A 16,093-nucleotide genomic window follows, 5' to 3' on the forward strand; every position below is an offset into this window, starting at 1 on the left:
CTCCGTGATCGGGTCTCTCTCAGACCCGCCCCGGCTCAGACCCGCTCCGGCTCCGCCTCCCCTATGAAGGTGTTCCACAGCGTCGCGTACCGGCCGCCCAGGGCGAGGAGCTCGTCGTGGGTGCCGTCCTCCGCGACCCGGCCGTGGTCCATGACGACCACGCGGTCGGCGCGCGCGGCCGTCGTCAGGCGGTGGGCGACGACCAGGGTCGTGCGGCGGCCCGCGAGCCGGTCGGTCGCCGCGTTGACCTGGGCCTCGGTGGCCAGGTCGAGGGCGGCCGTGGCCTCGTCGAGCAGCAGCACGTCCGGGTCGACCAGCTCGGCGCGGGCCAGCGCGATCAGCTGGCGCTGCCCGGCGGAGAGGTTCCGGCCGCGCTCGGCGACCTCGTGGAGGTAGCCGCCGTCGAGCGTGGCGATCATGTCGTGCGCGCCGACCGCGCGGGCCGCCGCCTCGACCTCGGCGTCGGTCGCGTCCGGACGGCCGTACGCGATGGCGTCCCGGATCGTCCCGGCGAAGAGGTACGCCTCCTGCGGGACGACGCCGAGCCGGTGGCGGTACGCGGTGAGGTCGAGGTCCCGCAGGTCGGTGCCGTCGGCGGTGACCCGGCCGCCCGTCGGGTCGTAGAAGCGGGCGACCAGCTTGACCAGCGTGGACTTCCCGGCGCCGGTCTCGCCGACGAAGGCGACGGTCTGGCCGGCGGGGATCCGCAGGTCGATCCCGGTGAGCGCGGTCTCCTCCCCCTCGCCGACGGCGGTGCCGTACGCGAAGGACACGTCCTCGAAGGCGATCTCGCCGCGCAGCGAGAGGACGTCCAGGGGCGCGTCGGCGGTGGCCGTCGACGTCGGCTCCTGGAGCAGTTCCTGCATGCGCTTGAGCGAGACGGCGGCCTGCTGGTAGCCGTCGAAGACCTGCGAGAGCTGCTGCACGGGCGCGAAGAAGAGGTCGATGTAGAGCAGGTAGGCGACGAGCGCGCCGGTGGTGAGGGTGCCGGCCTCGATGCGGTTCGCGCCGACGACCATGACGGCGGCGGCCGCGGCGGAGGACAGCAGGGTCACGAACGGGAAGTAGATCGAGATCAGCCACTGGCCCCGGACGCGCGCCTCCCGGTAGGCGTCGCTGCGCTCCGCGAACCGGGCCTCGCCCGCGGCCTCGCGGCGGAAGGCCTGCACGATCCGGAGCCCGGAGACCGACTCCTGGAGGTCGGCGTTGACGACGCTGATCCGCTCGCGCGCCAGCTCGTACGCCTTCACGCTGGAGCGGCGGAAGTAGTACGTGGCGACCGCGAGGACCGGCAGCGTCGCGAAGACGACCAGGGCGAGCTGGAGGTCGAGCACCAGCAGCGCGACCATGATCCCGAAGAAGGTGACGACCGAGACGAAGGCGGTGACCAGGCCCGTCTGGAGGAAGGTCGACAGGGCGTCCACGTCCGTGGTCATCCGGGTCATGATCCGGCCGGTCAGCTCGCGCTCGTAGTAGTCGAGGCCGAGCCGCTGGAGCTGGGAGAAGATCTTCAGCCGCAGCGCGTACAGGACCCGCTCGCCGGTGCGGCCGGTCATGCGGATCTCGGCGGTCTGCGCGACCCACTGCACGAGGACGGTGACCAGGGCGAGCGCCGAGGCCGCCCAGACGGCGCCGATCGCGAGGCGGTTCACGCCCTCGTCGATGCCGTGCCGGATCAGGACCGGGAGCAGCAGGCCGGCGCCCGCGTCGAGGGCGACCAGGCCGAGGCTGATGAGCAGCGGGACGCCGAAGCCGCGGAGCAGCCGGCGCAGGCCGTAGGAGTCCTCGGGCGACACGGCCCGGGCCTCGTCGATGTCGGGGGTGTCGGTGGCCGGGGGCAGGGCCTCGACGGCGGCGAGCAGCTCGGGGGTCGCGCCGGGCGCGGGGACGTCGCGGCCGGTGGTCTCGTCGCGTACCCACAGGGTGGGGGTGATGCCCCGCTCGGCGTCGAACTCGGCGTCCAGTTCGGCCCGCAGCGTGCGGTCCTCGGGGAGCTCCGCCGGGGTGACGTGGCCGGGCGAGACGGCGCCGAGCTCCTCGGGGTCGGTGAGGAGCTGGCGGAAGAGCGGGGAGCGCCGCTCCAGCTCGGCGTGGGTGCCGAGGTCGGCGAGGCGGCCGTCCTCCAGGACGGCGATGCGGTCGGCGAGGCCGAGGGTGGAGCGGCGGTGCGCGATGAGCAGGGTGGTGCGGCCGGCCATCACCGACTTCAGGGCCTCGTGGATCTCGTGCTCGACCTTGGCGTCGACGGCGGAGGTGGCGTCGTCGAGGAGGAGGAGCCGGGGGTCGGTGAGGATCGCCCGTGCGAGGGCGACGCGCTGGCGCTGGCCGCCGGAGAGCGTGAGGCCGTGCTCGCCGACCGTGGTGTCGTAGCCGTCAGGGAGCTCGGTGATGAATCGGTCCGCCTGGGCGGCGCGGGCGGCGGTCTCGATCTGCTCGCGGGTGGCGTCGGGGACGCCGTACGCGATGTTGGCGGCGATCGTGTCGGAGAAGAGGAAGGAGTCCTCGGGGACGAGGCCGACGGCGGCGCGCAGGGAGTCGAGGGTGAGCTCGCGGACGTCGTGCCCGCCGACGAGGACGGCGCCGTGGCTGACGTCGTAGAAGCGCGGCAGGAGGAGGGAGACGGTGGACTTGCCGGAGCCGGAGGCGCCGACGACGGCGACGGTCTCGCCGGGCCGGATCTCCAGGGAGAAGCCGTCGAGCACCGGCCGCCCGTCCTGGTACGCGAAGGACACGTCGTCGAACTCGACGGTCGCGGGCGCGTCGGCGGGCAGCACCTTGGTGCCGTCCTCGATGACCGGCTCGGTGTCGATCAGGTCGAAGACCCGCTCGACGCCGGCGCGGGCCTGCTGGCCGACGGTGAGGACCATGGCGAGCATGCGGACCGGGCCCACGAGGGAGGCCAGGTAGGAGGAGAAGGCGACGAAGGTGCCGAGGGTGATCTGGCCCCGGTAGGCGAGCCAGCCGCCGAGCGCGAGGACGCCGACCTGGCCGAGGGCGGGGACGGCCTGGAGGGCGGGGGTGTACTTGGAGTTCAGCCGGATCGTGCGCAGGCGGCCGGCGAAGAGCGTGCGGCCGGCCTCGCGGATCTTGCCGGTCTCCTGGTCCTCCTGGCCGAAGCCCTTGACGACCCGGACGCCGGTGACGGCCCCGTCGACGACGCCGGCGACGACGGCGGCCTGCTGCTGGGCGTGCCAGGTGGCGGGGTGGAGCCGGGTGCGGCTGCGCCGGGCGATCCACCAGAGGGCGGGGGCGACGGCGAGCGCGACGAGGGTGAGCGGGATCGACAGCCAGGCCATGACGGCCAGCGAGATCAGGAACAGCAGGACGTTCCCGATGGTCATCGGGAGCATGAACAGCAGGCCCTGGATCAGCTGGAGGTCGCTGGTGGCCCGCCCGACGACCTGGCCGGTGGACAGTTCGTCCTGCCGCCGCCCGTCGAGCCGGGTGATGGTGCCGAACATGTCGATGCGCAGGTCGTGCTGGACGTCGAGGGCGAGGCGGCCGCCGTAGTAGCGGCGGACGTAGGTGAGGGCGTAGACGAGGACGGCCGCGCCGATGAGCAGGCCGGTCCAGACGCCGAGGCCCCGGGTCCTGGTCCCGATGACGTCGTCGATGATCACCTTGGTGACGAGCGGTACGAGGGCGAGCACGGCCATGCCGACCAGCGAGGACCCGAGGGCGAGCAGGGTGTTCGCCCTGTACCGCCACGCGTACCCGGCCAGCCTGCGCGCCCAGCCCTGCTGTTTCTCCCCGACCGCCACGAGGGCCTCCCATCCGTCCTGCTCTACCGGAAGGCCCAACACGGCCGACGTGCGATTTCATCCCGCCGCAACAAAGACGGGCCTTCGGTCCTAGGACCGGAGGCCCGCCGCGACGAGGACGAGTTTCCGGTCCCGGGGCCGGAAGGCCCGCCGCGACGAAGACGAGTTTCCGGTCCCGGGGCCGGAAGGCCCGCCGCGACGAGGACGAGTTTCCGGGTCCCGGGGCCGGAAGGCCCGTCGCGACAAGGACGAGTCTCCGGAGCCGGGACCGGAAGGCCGAGGGAGCGGCTGGTCGAGCGACCGGGCCCGCCCCTCCCCGCCCGTCACAGGTGGGTCGGCTCGAACATCCTCAGGAGGGCCGGGAGGACCACGACCGACGGGCCCGGGGTGGCGAGGGCCTTCGCCAGGTCCGTCGCCAGGGTCTCCGGGGTGGTCAGGGCGGCCGGGACGCCGAAGGACTCGGCGAGGGCGACGAAGTCGGGGCGGGTGAGCTCGGTGCCCGTGGCCTCGCCGAACGCGCCCGTCATGTACTCCCGCAGGATCCCGTAGCCCCCGTCGTCGACGATCAGCCACGTCACGTCGAGGCCGTACTGCTTCGCCGTCGCCAGCTCCGCGATCGAGTACATCGCGCCGCCGTCGCCGGAGACCGCGAGGACCGGCTGCGACGGGTCGGCGGCGGCCGCGCCGAGGGCGGCGGGGAAGCCGTAGCCCAGGCCGCCGGCGCCCTGCGCGGAGTGCATCGTGTTCGGGTGCCGGGCGTCGAAGGCCGACCACGCCCAGTACGCCAGGATCGTCATGTCCCAGAAGCTCGGCGCCCGGTCCGGGAGCGCCTCCCGGACCGCGGCGACGATCCGCTGCTCAAGGCCGAGGTCCTGGGCGGCGATCCGCTCGCGGACCCGGGTGAGGACGGCGGAGACCCGCTCCGGCGCCGTCGGGTCCGTCCGCTCCCCGGCCGTCTCCAGGAGCGCCTGGAGCGCGAGCCGGGCGTCCGCGTGGATGCCGAGCGCCGGGTGGTTGGACTCCAGCTTGCCCGCGTCGGCCTCGATCTGGATCACCCGGCCGCGCGGGGCGAACGTGTGGTAGTTCGAGGACAGCTCGCCGAGGCCCGAGCCGACGACCAGGAGGACGTCGGCGTCCTCCAGGAAGTCGGTGGTGTGCCGGTCCTCCAGCCAGGACTGGAGCGACAGCGGGTGCTCCCAGGGGAAGGCGCCCTTGCCGCCGAAGGTGGTGACGACGGGGATGTCCAGGCGCTCGGCGAGCGCCAGGAGCTTGCCGGAGGCGTCGGAGCGGACGACCCCGCCGCCGGCGATGATCGCGGGCCGCTCGGCGTGCGTGAGGAGGTGCGCGGCGACCGCCGTGAGCTCCGGGCGCGGGACGACCTCCTCGGGCGTGGCGTCCATGGCGGTGACCACGGGCAGGGTGGTCTCGGCGAGGAGCACGTCCTGCGGGATCTCCACCCAGACCGGTCCGTGCGGGGCGGTGAGCGCAGACTCCCAGGCCGCGGCGATCGCGGAGGGGATCTGGGACTGCGTACGGACCGTGTGGACGGACTTCACGACGTCGCGGAAGGAGGCCTGCTGGTCGCGGAGCTCGTGGAGGTAGCCGTGGCGTCCGCCGCCGAGCCCGGCGGCGGGGATCTGGCTGCCGATCGCGAGGACGGGGGCGGAGGCGGCGGCCGCCTCCTGGAGCGCGGCGAGCGACATGAGGGCGCCGGGGCCGGTGGAGAGCAGCAGCGGGGCGGCCTCGCCGGTGATCCGGCCGTACGCGTCGGCGGCGAAGCCCGCGTTGTTCTCGACCCGGAGGCCGACGTACGTCAGCGTCGAGCGGCGCAGGGCGTCGAACATGCCGAGGGCGTGCTGGCCGGGGAGGCCGAAGACGGTGGTGGCGCCGAGGCCGGTGAGGGTCTCGACGACGAGGTCGCCGCCGTTGCGCCCCGGGGGCGGGTTGAGGGCCGCATCCGTCTGGGCCGCGGTGGGCCGGAGCACGAGGTCGTGGTCGTGGGTCATGAGATCCCTTGGCTGGCTGGTCGGTCGGGTGCGGCCCGGTGGCCGGGTGGCGGGCCCGGTGGCCCGCCACCCGACAGGGTGCTACTTCGCGTCGCGCGCCGCTGCGATCTGGCGGGACATGATCGTCGTCAGCTCGTACGCGGTGTGCGAGGCGGCGACCGCGGTGATCTCGGCGTGGTCGTAGGCCGGGGCGACCTCGACGACGTCGGCGGAGACCAGGTTGCAGGAGGAGAGCCCGCGGAGGATCTCCAGGAGCTCGCGGGAGGTCATGCCGCCGGCCTCGGGGGTGCCGGTGCCGGGGGCGTGGGCCGGGTCGAGGCAGTCGATGTCGATGGAGATGTACAGCGGGCGGTCGCCGATGCGCTGGCGCAGCTGGTCGGCGACCTCGTCGGCGCCGCGGCGGTAGACGTCGGCGGAGGTGACGATGCCGAAGCCGAGCTTCTCGTCGTCGGTGAGGTCCTGCTTGCCGTAGAGCGGGCCGCGGGTGCCGACGTGGGAGAGGGCGGAGGTGTCGAGGATGCCTTCCTCGACGGCGCGGCGGAACGGCGTGCCGTGGGTGTACTCGGCGCCGAAGTAGGTGTCCCACGTGTCGAGGTGCGCGTCGAAGTGGAGCAGGGCGACGGGGCCGTGCTTCTTGGCGACGGAGCGCAGCAGCGGCAGGGCGATGGTGTGGTCGCCGCCGAGGGTCATCATGCGGGCGCCGGTGCCGAGGAGGTCGTCGGCGGCGGCCTCGATGGTCTCGACGGCCTCGTTGATGTTGAAGGGGTTGGCGGCGATGTCACCGGCGTCCGCGACCTGCGCGAGGGCGAACGGGGAGGCGTCCTGCGCGGGGTTGTACGGGCGGAGCAGGCGGGAGGCCTCGCGGATGGCGTTGCCGCCGAAGCGGGCGCCGGGACGGTAGGAGACGCCGGTGTCGAAGGGGACGCCGACCACCGCGACGTCGGCGGTGCCGACCTCGTCGAGGCGCGGCAGCCGGGCGAACGTCGCGGGACCGGCGTACCGCGGGATGCGGGACGAGTCGATCGGGCCGCGGAAGGCGTTCTGGTCGCTGCTGCTCATGGTCGGGTCCTCCTGGTGGTCGGGGTGTCGTCCGGACGGGTCTGGTCCGGTGGTGCGGGGGGTCAGCCGGTCAGGGTCGCCGGGGTGGCCCCGGTGCCCTCGGTGGCGGTGCCTTCGGCCGGGGCCTGGTCGGTGTCCTGGCCCGCGAGCCGGGCGCGCCAGTTCGCGAGGACGGCGGCGTCGGTCGGGCGGGTCGCCAGGGAAACGATCACATAGGCGGCAAGCGAGGCCAACAAACCATAGTAAACAGGCTCATTTGCCAGGATTCCGTAAGTCCACATCAGGCCAATCACGGTCACGCCGCCGACGGCGACCGCGGCGAGCGCGCCCTGGACGGTGCCCCGGCGCCAGAGCAGGCCGCCGAGGATGGGCACGAGGAGCCCGCCGACCAGCAGGTTGTAGGCGACGGTGAGCGCCTGGACGACGTCGTTGAGGGCGATGGCGATGAGGATGACGGCGACGCCCATGATGAGGATGAAGAGGCGGTTGCCCTTCACCTCGTCGTGGTCGTCCTCGTCCCTCCGCGCGACGGAGCCGCGCAGGCGGGACCAGATGTCGTTGTTGGCGACGGTGGCGCAGGCGATGAGGGCGCCGGAGGAGGTGGACATGACGGCGGCGAGCGCGGCGGCGAGGACGAGGCCCCGGACGCCCATGGGCAGCTCGTCCTTGACGATGGTCGCGAAGGCGTCGTCGGCGCTGGGCAGCGTCGGGTACATGACCTTGGCGGCGGTGCCGATGACGGCTCCGGCGAGCGCGTAGGCCAGACAGTAGGTGCCGGCGACGGTGCCGCCCCACTTGGCGACCTTGTCGGTGCGAGCGGTGAAGACCCGCTGCCAGATGTCCTGGCCGATGAGCATGCCGAAGGTGTAGATCAGCACGTAGGTGAAGATCGTCTCGCCGCCGATGCCGAGCGGCTCGAAGTACGAGGTGGGCAGCGCGTCGCGCATCCCCTCGAAGCCGCCGGCCTTGACCACGGCGATCGGCAGCAGCAGGAGCAGCACGCCGATGGTCTTCACCACGAACTGCACCATGTCGGTGATGGTGATGGACCACATGCCGCCGAGCGTCGAGTAGGCGACGACGATGGTGCCGCCGAGGACGATCGCGAGGGTCCGGGGCAGGTCGAAGAGGACGTCGAAGATCGTGGCGTACGCGATGGTCGAGGTGACGGCGAGCATCAGCGTGTACGCCCACATCACGACGCCCGAGATGACGCCGGCCCTGCCGCCGTAGCGCAGGTCGAGCATCTCGGAGACGGTGTAGACCTTCAGCCGGGCGATGCGGGCGGAGAAGAACACCGAGAGGGCGAGCAGGCCGAGGCCGATGGCGAAGACCATCCAGGCGCCGGAGAGTCCGTACTTGTAGCCGAGGCCGACGCCGCCGATGGTGGATGCGCCACCGAGGACGATGGCGGCCATCGTCCCGGAGTACATCCAGGGCCCGAGGCGGCGGCCGGCCACCAGGAACTCGCTCTTGGACTTGGCGCGGCGCATGCCCCACCAGCCCATCGCGAGCATGCCGGCCAGATACAGGACGATCACTGTGTAGTCGACGGCCATGGGGCCCTCCTTCTCACCTCGGTGGCGTGTCGTGCGGGGGAGTGCCCAGGTGCTGATCGCGGGGACATCCGCCCGTACCCGCGGCCCTGGGATGTCACGACAGTAGGTGGCCGGAAAGCGACGTTGAAGTGTACGTTTCCTCCACTGTCCGGGCGGGGGATGTACGAAGGGCCCATGCCGATGACCCCGACGCCCCCCGCGGAGGCCGGAGCCACGCCCCCGGCTCCGCCGGTGCCGCTCGCCGCGCTGCTCGCCCGCCCCGACCTGGGCCTCCGGCTGCTCGCCGGCCCCGAGGACGTGCCCCTGCACTGGGTGCACACCTCGGAGATGGCCGACCCCTATCCGTATCTGCTCGGCGGCGAGCTGCTGATGACGGCGGGCGTCCAGCTGACCGATCCGGCGCACTACGTCGAGCGGGTCGTGGAGGCGGGGGCGGCGGCGCTCGCCTTCGGGGTGACGCCGGTGTACGACACGGTGCCCCCGGAACTCGTCGCGGCCTGCGCGCGGCACGGCCTGCCGCTCGTGGAGGTCCCGCCCCGGACCCCCTTCACGGCGGTGGCCCGGGCGCTGTGGCGGCTCATGGCGGAGGCCCGGCTGCACGAGCTGCGCCGGGTGACGGAGGCCCAGCAGTCGCTGGCGGCGGCCGCGGCCCGGCCGGCCCCGGTCCCGGCGGTGCTGGGCGCCCTCGCCTCGCGGGTCGGCGGACGGGCGGTGCTCTTCGGGGCGGACGGCGCCGAGTCCGCGGCGGCGGGCCGGGAGGTCCCGGCGGAGGCGGCACGGGCCCTGCGGGACCTCGCCGGGGTGCTCGGGCCGCGCCCGGGCGGGCCGGCCTCGGCGAGCGGGGACGGCGGGGGGCTGCGGCTCGCCGCATACGCGCTCGGCGGCGGGGACGGACTGACGCTCGGGGTGGCGGCGGAGCGGCGCGGCCCCGGCGACCACACCATCGCGGGCGTGGCGGTGGTCCTGCTCTCGCTGCTCACGGCCCCGCACCGGGGCGCCGACGTGACGGTGCGGGACGGCGCCCTGGTCCGGCTGCTGCTCGGCGCGGCCCCGGAGGAGGTCGCGGACACGCTCGGCCCGGGCCCCTGGACGGTGGTGCACGCGCGGGGCGGCGACGGCACCCCGTTCGCCGCCACGAGCCTGGCGGCGGCGCTGGGGACCCCGCTCCTGGCCCAGGACGGAGGAACCGTACGGCTCCTGCTCCCCTCCTCCGCCGCCCCCGTGACGGCGCAGGAGGGGTGGACCCTCGGGGCGAGCGCGCCCGTGCCGCCCGCCGAGCTCCCGGCCGGGGACGCCCAGGCGGCGCGGGCGCTGCGCCGGGCGGAAGCCGGGCGGGCCGCCCTGGTCCGGCACCGGGCCGGCGGCCTCGCCGCGCTGGTGGACCGCGACGAGGCCGCCGCCCACGCCCGGGGCCTGCTGGGCCCGCTCACCGAGCCGCTCGCCGAGACCTTGCGGGTCTGGCTGTCGCTGCACGGCAGCTGGGACCGGACGGCGGTGGCCCTGGACATCCACCGGAACACGGTCCGGCAGCGGATCACCCGCTGCGCGGCCCTGCTCGACCGGGACCTGGACGACCCGGACGTCCGGATGGAGCTGTGGTTCGCGCTGCGCGCCCGGTGACCCGGGCGCGCACGGTCACCAGAGCTTGTTGACGGCGGTCTTCGTCGTCGTCTTGAAGGCGGTCAGCGGGGCGTCCTTCAGGTCGCCCATCTGGCCCCAGCGGACGAAGGTGACGGTCTTGCCGTCCCGGCCCACCGCGAAGAGGTGGATGTCGGTGCTGCCGATCTGCGGGTCGGCGGTGTCCAGGCTGTAGACCCAGGCGCCCTCCTCGACGGCGACCTTGCCGTGGGCGGCGCTGACGGCCTTCAGGCCCGGGTTCTGCCGCTCCAGGAGGGGGCCGCAGCCGGCGAGGGACGTGCGGAGGGTGTCGACCAGCTTCACCGCGTCGGCCTCGGTGCGGGCCACGGTGGTGATCTGGACGCCGTTGGTGTCGAGCTCGGTGCTGAACTCGCGGTAGCGGGAGTTCTGCGCCGGGATCTTGTACGGGGCGCAGAGGGCGCCGCCGTTCTCCGGGACGCCGGTGAAGACCTGGGTGGCGGTCCACGGCGTCGACGACGCCGGCATCTGGGAGGCGGCGAGGAAGGCGGGCTGGGCGGCGGCCTGCGCCGGGGCGGCGGCGAGGGCGGCGAGGCCCAGGGCGGCAGCGGCGGTGGCGGCGAGTGCGGTACGGAACCTGGTCATGGTGGTGGATCCCCCGTCGGGTGGTTCGGTCGTTGCTCCACCAGCGTCGGGCCCCGCCCTCCCCCGGACAACGGCCCCGCGCCCTCCCCCCGTCCCGGAACCATTCCACCCCCTCTGACGTGGGAGGACGCAAGAGGGGTGGAATGAGCGGGGAGGGGTCGATGGCCGAGGTCGAGGTGTTCGCGGCGCGGGTGCGCGGGCTGAAGGAACGGGACGGGCGGAGTTACGAGGCGCTGGGCCGGCGCCTCGGCGTCAGCGCCTCCACGCTGCACCGGTACGGCTCCGGAGCGGCGGTCCCGGAGTCCTTCGCCGTCGTCGGGCGGCTGGCCCGGCTGTGCGGGGCGGACGCGGACGAGGTGCGGGAGCTGGAGGAGCTCTGGCGGCGCGCGGACCACGTCCGCAGGCCCCCGGCGGCCCCGGCGGCCGGACCGGTCACGGCCGGGGGGACCGGGGCGGGGCCGGGGCGCGCCACCGCGAACCCGCCGGGACCGGAGCCCGCCGGCGATCCGGCACCCGCCCCCGTGGCCGCGCCCGACCCCGGAGCCGCCCCGGGTCCGGCACCCGCCCCCGTGGCCGCGCCGGGGCCTGCCTCCGGCACCGCCCCCGCCGCCGAAGCACCCGTCCCCGCCCCGCCCCGGCGCCCCCGGAAGGTGTGGCTCGTCCTCGGGGCCGTGGCCGGTGTCGTGGCGCTCGCCCTCGGGGCCGTGCTGCTGCCCGGGCGCGGACCGGAGCCGCGGCAGCCCGCGGAGCCGCCGGCGGCGCCCCCGTTCACGTACACCGTCGCCTCCCTCTGGGAGAACGGCTGCGGGCACACCTATCTCGCCGACCGGCCCCCGGCGCGGGTCACCGCTCCCCCGCTGCCCGCCGACGCCGCCCGCTGGGCCGGGGCGCTCGGCGCGGTGGACGGCGGGCAGACGCTCGTACGGGTCACGGTGCAGGGGAAGGGGCCGTCCGCCGTCGTCCTGCACGGGCTGCACGTGCGCGTGGTGGGCCGGGCGCGGCCGCTGCCCTGGGAGGCCTACCGGATGGACGAGGGGTGCGGCGGTGCCGTCACGCCGCGCCGCTTCACCGTGGACCTCGACGCGCCGCGCCCGCTCGCACGGTCGCGCTCCGGGTACGACGCCTCGGGCCAGGAGGGGCGGACGATCCCGGCCGTGTCGTTCCCGTACGCCGTCACCGCGGCCGAGCCCGAGGAGCTGCTGGTCTCGGCCCGCGCGGCCGGCTGCGACTGCCGCTGGTTCCTGGAGCTGGAGTGGAGCGCCCAGGGCCGGAGCGGCGTGGTGCGGATCGGTGGCCCGGGCGGGGAGGCTTTCCGGACCAGCGGACGGGCGAAGGGGAGCGCCCCGGTCCGTGCGTACGACACCGCGAAGGGGCGCTGGATCACAGGCTCGGAGTCTGGACAGGGCGGGTGACCGCTGGGTAACTTCGAACGGAACACCCTGAGCAAGCGCTTAGACAACCGGCAGCGACAAGGAGGCGGCTCGTGCGCCGTACCGTATTCAACGAGGACCACGAGGCGTTCCGGGAGACCATCCGCGCCTTCGTCGAGGCCGAGGTCGTCCCCGTCTACGACGAGTGGTTCGCCGCCGGCCAGGCGCCGCGCGAGTTCTACGACAAGCTCGGCGAGCTGGGCATCTTCGGCATCAACGTCCCCGAGGAGTTCGGCGGCGCGGGCCTGGACACCCACAAGTTCGAGGCCGTCCTGTACGAGGAGACCTCCCGCGCCGGCGTCCAGTTCGGCGGCTCCGGCGTCCACGTGCTGCTCGCCCTGCCGTACATCAAGATGCTCTCCACCGACGAGCAGAAGAAGCGCTACCTGCCGAAGTTCGTCACCGGCGAGGAGATGTGGGCGCTCGCCATGACCGAGCCGGGCACCGGCTCCGACGTCGCGGGCATGAAGACCACCGCCAAGCTCTCCGAGGACGGCACCCACTACGTCCTCAACGGCGCCAAGACCTTCATCACCGGCGGCGTCCACGCCGACCGCGTGATCGTCTGCGCCCGCACCTCCGCCCCGTCGGCCGAGGACCGCCGCTTCGGCATCTCCCTCTTCGCCGTCGACACCAAGTCCGAGGGCTACTCCATCGGCCGCAAGCTGGACAAGCTCGGCCTGCGCACCTCCGACACGGCCGAGCTGGCCTTCGTCGACGTCAAGGTGCCCGTCGACGACCTGCTCGGCGAGGAGGGCAAGGGCTTCTCCTACCTCGGCCACAACCTGGCCTCCGAGCGCTGGGGCATCGCCTTCGGCGCCTACGCCCAGGCCAAGGCCGCCGTCCGCTTCGCCCAGCAGTACGTCACGGACCGCACGGTCTTCGGCAAGCCGGTCGCCTCCTTCCAGAACACCAAGTTCGAGCTGGCCGCCTGCCAGGCCGAGGTGGACGCCGCCGAGGCCGTCGCCGACCGCGCCCTGGAGGCCCTGGACGCGGGCGAGCTCTCCCCGGCCGAGGCCGCGAGCGCCAAGCTGTTCTGCACCGAGGTCGCGCACCGCGTCATCGACCGCTGCCTCCAGCTGCACGGCGGCTACGGCTACATGAACGAGTACCCGATCGCCCGCCTGTACGCCGACAACCGCGTCAACCGGATCTACGGCGGCACCAGCGAGATCATGAAGACGATCATCGCCAAGTCGATGGGCCTGTAGGTGCCCGACGCCCCCACGGCCCTGGACGACCTGCTCGACCTGCTCGACCTGGAGCGGATCGAGCAGGACATCTTCCGCGGGCAGTCCCGCTCCGCGCTCGTCCCCCGCGTCTTCGGCGGCCAGGTGGCCGCCCAGGCGCTGGTGGCGGCGGGGCGGACCGTCCCGGAGGACCGGCTCGCGCACTCCCTGCACGCGTACTTCCTGCGGGCCGGCGACCCGGGCGCGCCGATCGTGTACACGGTCGACCGCATCCGCGACGGCCGCTCCTTCACCACCCGCCGGGTCGTCGCCGTCCAGCACGGGCAGCCGATCTTCCACCTCTCCGCCTCCTTCCAGACGTACGAGGAGGGGCTCGACCACCAGGTCGGCATGCCGGCCGCGCCGGACCCCGAGTCGCTGCCGACGCCCGCCGAGATGCTGCCCCGCCATCTCCCCCGCGACGTCGCGGACCGGCTGATCGAGGCACGCGCCGCGGTCGACCTGCGCTACGCCGACGTCCCGCCCTGGGGCTCGGTCGGACAGCCCCGGGAGCCCCGCTCCCAGGTCTGGTTCCGCACCAACGGCAAGCTGGCGGACGACCCGCTGCTGCACGTCGTCCTCGCCACGTACGTCTCCGACATGACGCTGCTCGACTCGGTCCTCCTCGCCCACGGGCGGGGCGGCTGGGCGGTCGGCGACGTGGTCGGGGCGTCCCTGGACCACGCGATGTGGTTCCACCGGCCCTTCCGGGCCGACGAATGGCTGCTGTACGACCAGGAGTCCCCGACCGCGTCCGGCGGGCGCGGCCTCGGCCAGGCGCGGATCTTCACGCAGGACGGGCGGCTCGCGATCTCCGTCATCCAGGAGGGTGTCGTTCGCGTGCCGCGCTGACGGCCGAACATACCGTCCGATTCATGACGGAAAACGGTGAGAGCACCTTCACAGTGATCGTGGCGGCGGCGGCGAACCTCGGGATCGCCGTCGCCAAGGCCGTCGCGGGCATCGTCAGCGGCTCCAGCGCGATGCTCTCCGAGGCCGCCCACTCGGTCGCCGACACCGTCACCGAGGTCATGCTGCTCACCGCGCTCAAGCGGAGCGAGAAGCCCGCCGACGAGGACCACCCCGTCGGCTACGCGGGCGAGCGCTACGTCTGGGCGCTGCTGGCCGCGGTCGCCACCTTCGTCGGCGGCGCGGTCTTCTCCGTCTACGACGGCATCCACACCCTCACCCACGGCGAGGAGCTCGGCGACCCGACGATCTCGTACGTCGTCCTCGGCGTCGCCTTCGTCCTGGAAGGCTTCTCGCTGCGCACCGGGATCCGGCAGGTCAAGGCCGAGGCCGAGCGGATGAAGGCCCCCTTCGCCCACTACCTGCGGCTCACCGCCGACACCACGGTCAAGGCCGTCGTCATGGAGGACTCGGCCGCCCTCGCCGGCCTGATGCTCGCGGCGGGCGGCCTGCTCGGCGTCCAGATCACCGGCTCCACCGTCTGGGACGGCGTCGCCTCCCTGCTGATCGGCCTGCTGCTCGTCTACGTGGCCTGGGTCCTGGGCCGGTCCAACGCCGAGCTCCTCATCGGCCGCCCGGCCCCGCGCCGCATGCGGGACGGCATCCGCGAGGAACTCCTCTCGGTCCCGCACGTCGTCGGCGTCCTCGACCTGATCACCCTGATCCAGGGCCCCGGGGAGGTCATGGTCGCGGCGAAGGTCGACTTCCGGGACGTGTCCTCGGCGGAGCAGGTGGAGTGGGCGTGCGAGGACGCGGAGTCCCAGCTCCGCGAGCGCTACCCGTCGATCCGGCGCGTCTACCTGGACCCGACACCGGGGGTGGGGCAGCGGCGGACGGGGCCCTGACGCCCCGCCGCCCCGGTCGGGTCCCGGGCCCGGCGCCCGGATCAGGCCGGGATGCGGGCCCCCGCGCCGCCGACCCGGATCCGCCGGTCGCCCGCCCGGAGTTCCACCGTGAGGACACCGGGACGCCCCATGTCCTCGCCCTGGTGGAGGGTGAGGACCGAGGCCTCGGGCACGAGGCCGAGCTCACGGGCGTACGCGCCGAAGGCGGCGGCCGCCGCCCCGGTCGCCGGGTCCTCGACCACACCGCCCACCGGGAACGGGGCGCGGACGTGGAAGACCTCCGCCGAGGCGCGCCAGACCAGCTCCAGGGTCACCAGGTCGAGCCGGTGCATGAGGGCTTCCAGGCGGGCGAAGTCGTACTCCAGGTCCGCGAGCCGCTCCCGGCTCGCGGCGGCGAGGACCAGGTGGCGGGCGCCCGCGAAGGCGATGCGGGGAGGCAGAGCGGGATCCAGGTCGCCGGCCGGCCAGTCGAGCGCGGCGAGCGCCTCCGCCAGGTCGTCCGCCGCGATCTCCTCGACGTGCGGCTCGACGCTCGTGAGCGTGGCCCGCAGCGCCCCGCCCTCGCGCGTCACGGTGACCGGCACGGTCCCGGCCGCCGTGGTGAACACCAGCTCGCCGGGGCCCAGGCGCTCACCGAGGGCCACGGCCGTCGCGACGGTGGCGTGCCCGCAGAAGGGCACCTCGACCTTGGGGCTGAAGTAGCGGATGGTGAAGGCGCGCCCGGTGTCCCACGCGCCGGAGCCGGTCTCCCCGGGCGGGGCAGTCAGGAACGCGCTCTCGCTGTAGCCGAGTCCTGCGGCGATCGCCAGCATCTCCTCGTCGCCGAGGCCGGTGGCGTCGAGCACGACGCCGGCGGGATTGCCTCCCTCGGGATCGTCGGAGAAGGCGGTGTAGCGCAGGACGTCGGGGGTGGCCCGGTGCGAGTTCATGCCGGGGCAACGACCAAGATCACCGCGGTGTTCCCCGGGACGGGGCCGTCCCGGGGAAGCCGCCC

The 16,093-nt window shown here is 74.0% G+C and carries 11 protein-coding genes; 5 read left to right on the forward strand and 6 right to left on the reverse strand.

The features are described from left to right. Positions 1–35 precede the first annotated feature (35 nt). The 4 genes from ACFYXU_RS11525 to ACFYXU_RS11540 form a co-directional block, all read right to left on the reverse strand. On the reverse strand, positions 36–3,761 hold the full coding sequence (locus ACFYXU_RS11525) for an ABC transporter ATP-binding protein (RefSeq protein WP_389457430.1): 3,726 nt from the start codon (positions 3,759–3,761) through the stop codon (positions 36–38). 323 nt (positions 3,762–4,084) lie between these two features. Continuing rightward, complete coding sequence (locus ACFYXU_RS11530; protein ID WP_389407140.1) at positions 4,085–5,767, reverse strand: thiamine pyrophosphate-binding protein; 1,683 nt, start codon at positions 5,765–5,767, stop codon at positions 4,085–4,087. An 81-nt stretch (positions 5,768–5,848) separates the two neighbouring features. Next, positions 5,849–6,826, reverse strand: coding sequence for an agmatinase (speB, locus tag ACFYXU_RS11535; RefSeq protein WP_329849903.1), 978 nt, complete (start codon positions 6,824–6,826; stop codon positions 5,849–5,851). Positions 6,827–6,888: 62 nt separating this feature from the next. Further along, positions 6,889–8,385: a sodium:solute symporter gene (locus ACFYXU_RS11540; RefSeq protein WP_376508069.1), complete on the reverse strand. Its 1,497-nt coding sequence runs from the start codon at positions 8,383–8,385 to the stop codon at positions 6,889–6,891. A gap of 174 nt (positions 8,386–8,559) precedes the next feature. Between ACFYXU_RS11540 and ACFYXU_RS11545 the strand changes: the two genes are divergently transcribed. Next, complete coding sequence (locus ACFYXU_RS11545; RefSeq protein ID WP_376508068.1) at positions 8,560–10,005, forward strand: PucR family transcriptional regulator ligand-binding domain-containing protein; 1,446 nt, start codon at positions 8,560–8,562, stop codon at positions 10,003–10,005. A gap of 15 nt (positions 10,006–10,020) precedes the next feature. Here the strand turns inward: ACFYXU_RS11545 and ACFYXU_RS11550 are convergent, their stop codons facing one another. Further along, positions 10,021–10,626 carry a hypothetical protein gene (locus ACFYXU_RS11550; protein WP_389457433.1) on the reverse strand — a complete coding sequence of 202 codons (606 nt, stop codon included), beginning with the start codon at positions 10,624–10,626 and terminating at the stop codon, positions 10,021–10,023. A gap of 161 nt (positions 10,627–10,787) precedes the next feature. Between ACFYXU_RS11550 and ACFYXU_RS11555 the strand changes: the two genes are divergently transcribed. The 4 genes from ACFYXU_RS11555 (at position 10,788) to ACFYXU_RS11570 (ending at position 15,099) form a co-directional block, all read left to right on the forward strand. Beyond that, positions 10,788–12,038 carry a helix-turn-helix domain-containing protein gene (locus ACFYXU_RS11555; RefSeq protein ID WP_389457435.1) on the forward strand — a complete coding sequence of 417 codons (1,251 nt, stop codon included), beginning with the start codon at positions 10,788–10,790 and terminating at the stop codon, positions 12,036–12,038. Positions 12,039–12,109: 71 nt separating this feature from the next. Beyond that, positions 12,110–13,267 (forward strand): acyl-CoA dehydrogenase family protein, encoded by a 1,158-nt coding sequence (locus ACFYXU_RS11560; RefSeq protein ID WP_329850938.1) that lies wholly within the window; start codon positions 12,110–12,112, stop codon positions 13,265–13,267. Further along, positions 13,268–14,137 carry an acyl-CoA thioesterase gene (locus tag ACFYXU_RS11565; RefSeq protein ID WP_376508065.1) on the forward strand — a complete coding sequence of 290 codons (870 nt, stop codon included), beginning with the start codon at positions 13,268–13,270 and terminating at the stop codon, positions 14,135–14,137. A gap of 23 nt (positions 14,138–14,160) precedes the next feature. After that, the gene (locus ACFYXU_RS11570) at positions 14,161–15,099 is read left to right on the forward strand and encodes a cation diffusion facilitator family transporter (RefSeq protein ID WP_329850941.1); all 939 of its coding nucleotides are present in this window, start codon (positions 14,161–14,163) and stop codon (positions 15,097–15,099) included. A gap of 41 nt (positions 15,100–15,140) precedes the next feature. On the opposite strand, the gene ACFYXU_RS11575 is transcribed toward ACFYXU_RS11570, so the two are convergent. Further along, positions 15,141–16,028, reverse strand: a complete 888-nt coding sequence (locus tag ACFYXU_RS11575) for a PhzF family phenazine biosynthesis protein (RefSeq protein ID WP_389457439.1) — start codon at positions 16,026–16,028, stop codon at positions 15,141–15,143. Positions 16,029–16,093: the final 65 nt, after the last annotated feature.

The organism is Streptomyces sp. NPDC002232 (assembly GCF_042890295.1).
Taxonomy (GTDB): domain Bacteria; phylum Actinomycetota; class Actinomycetes; order Streptomycetales; family Streptomycetaceae; genus Streptomyces.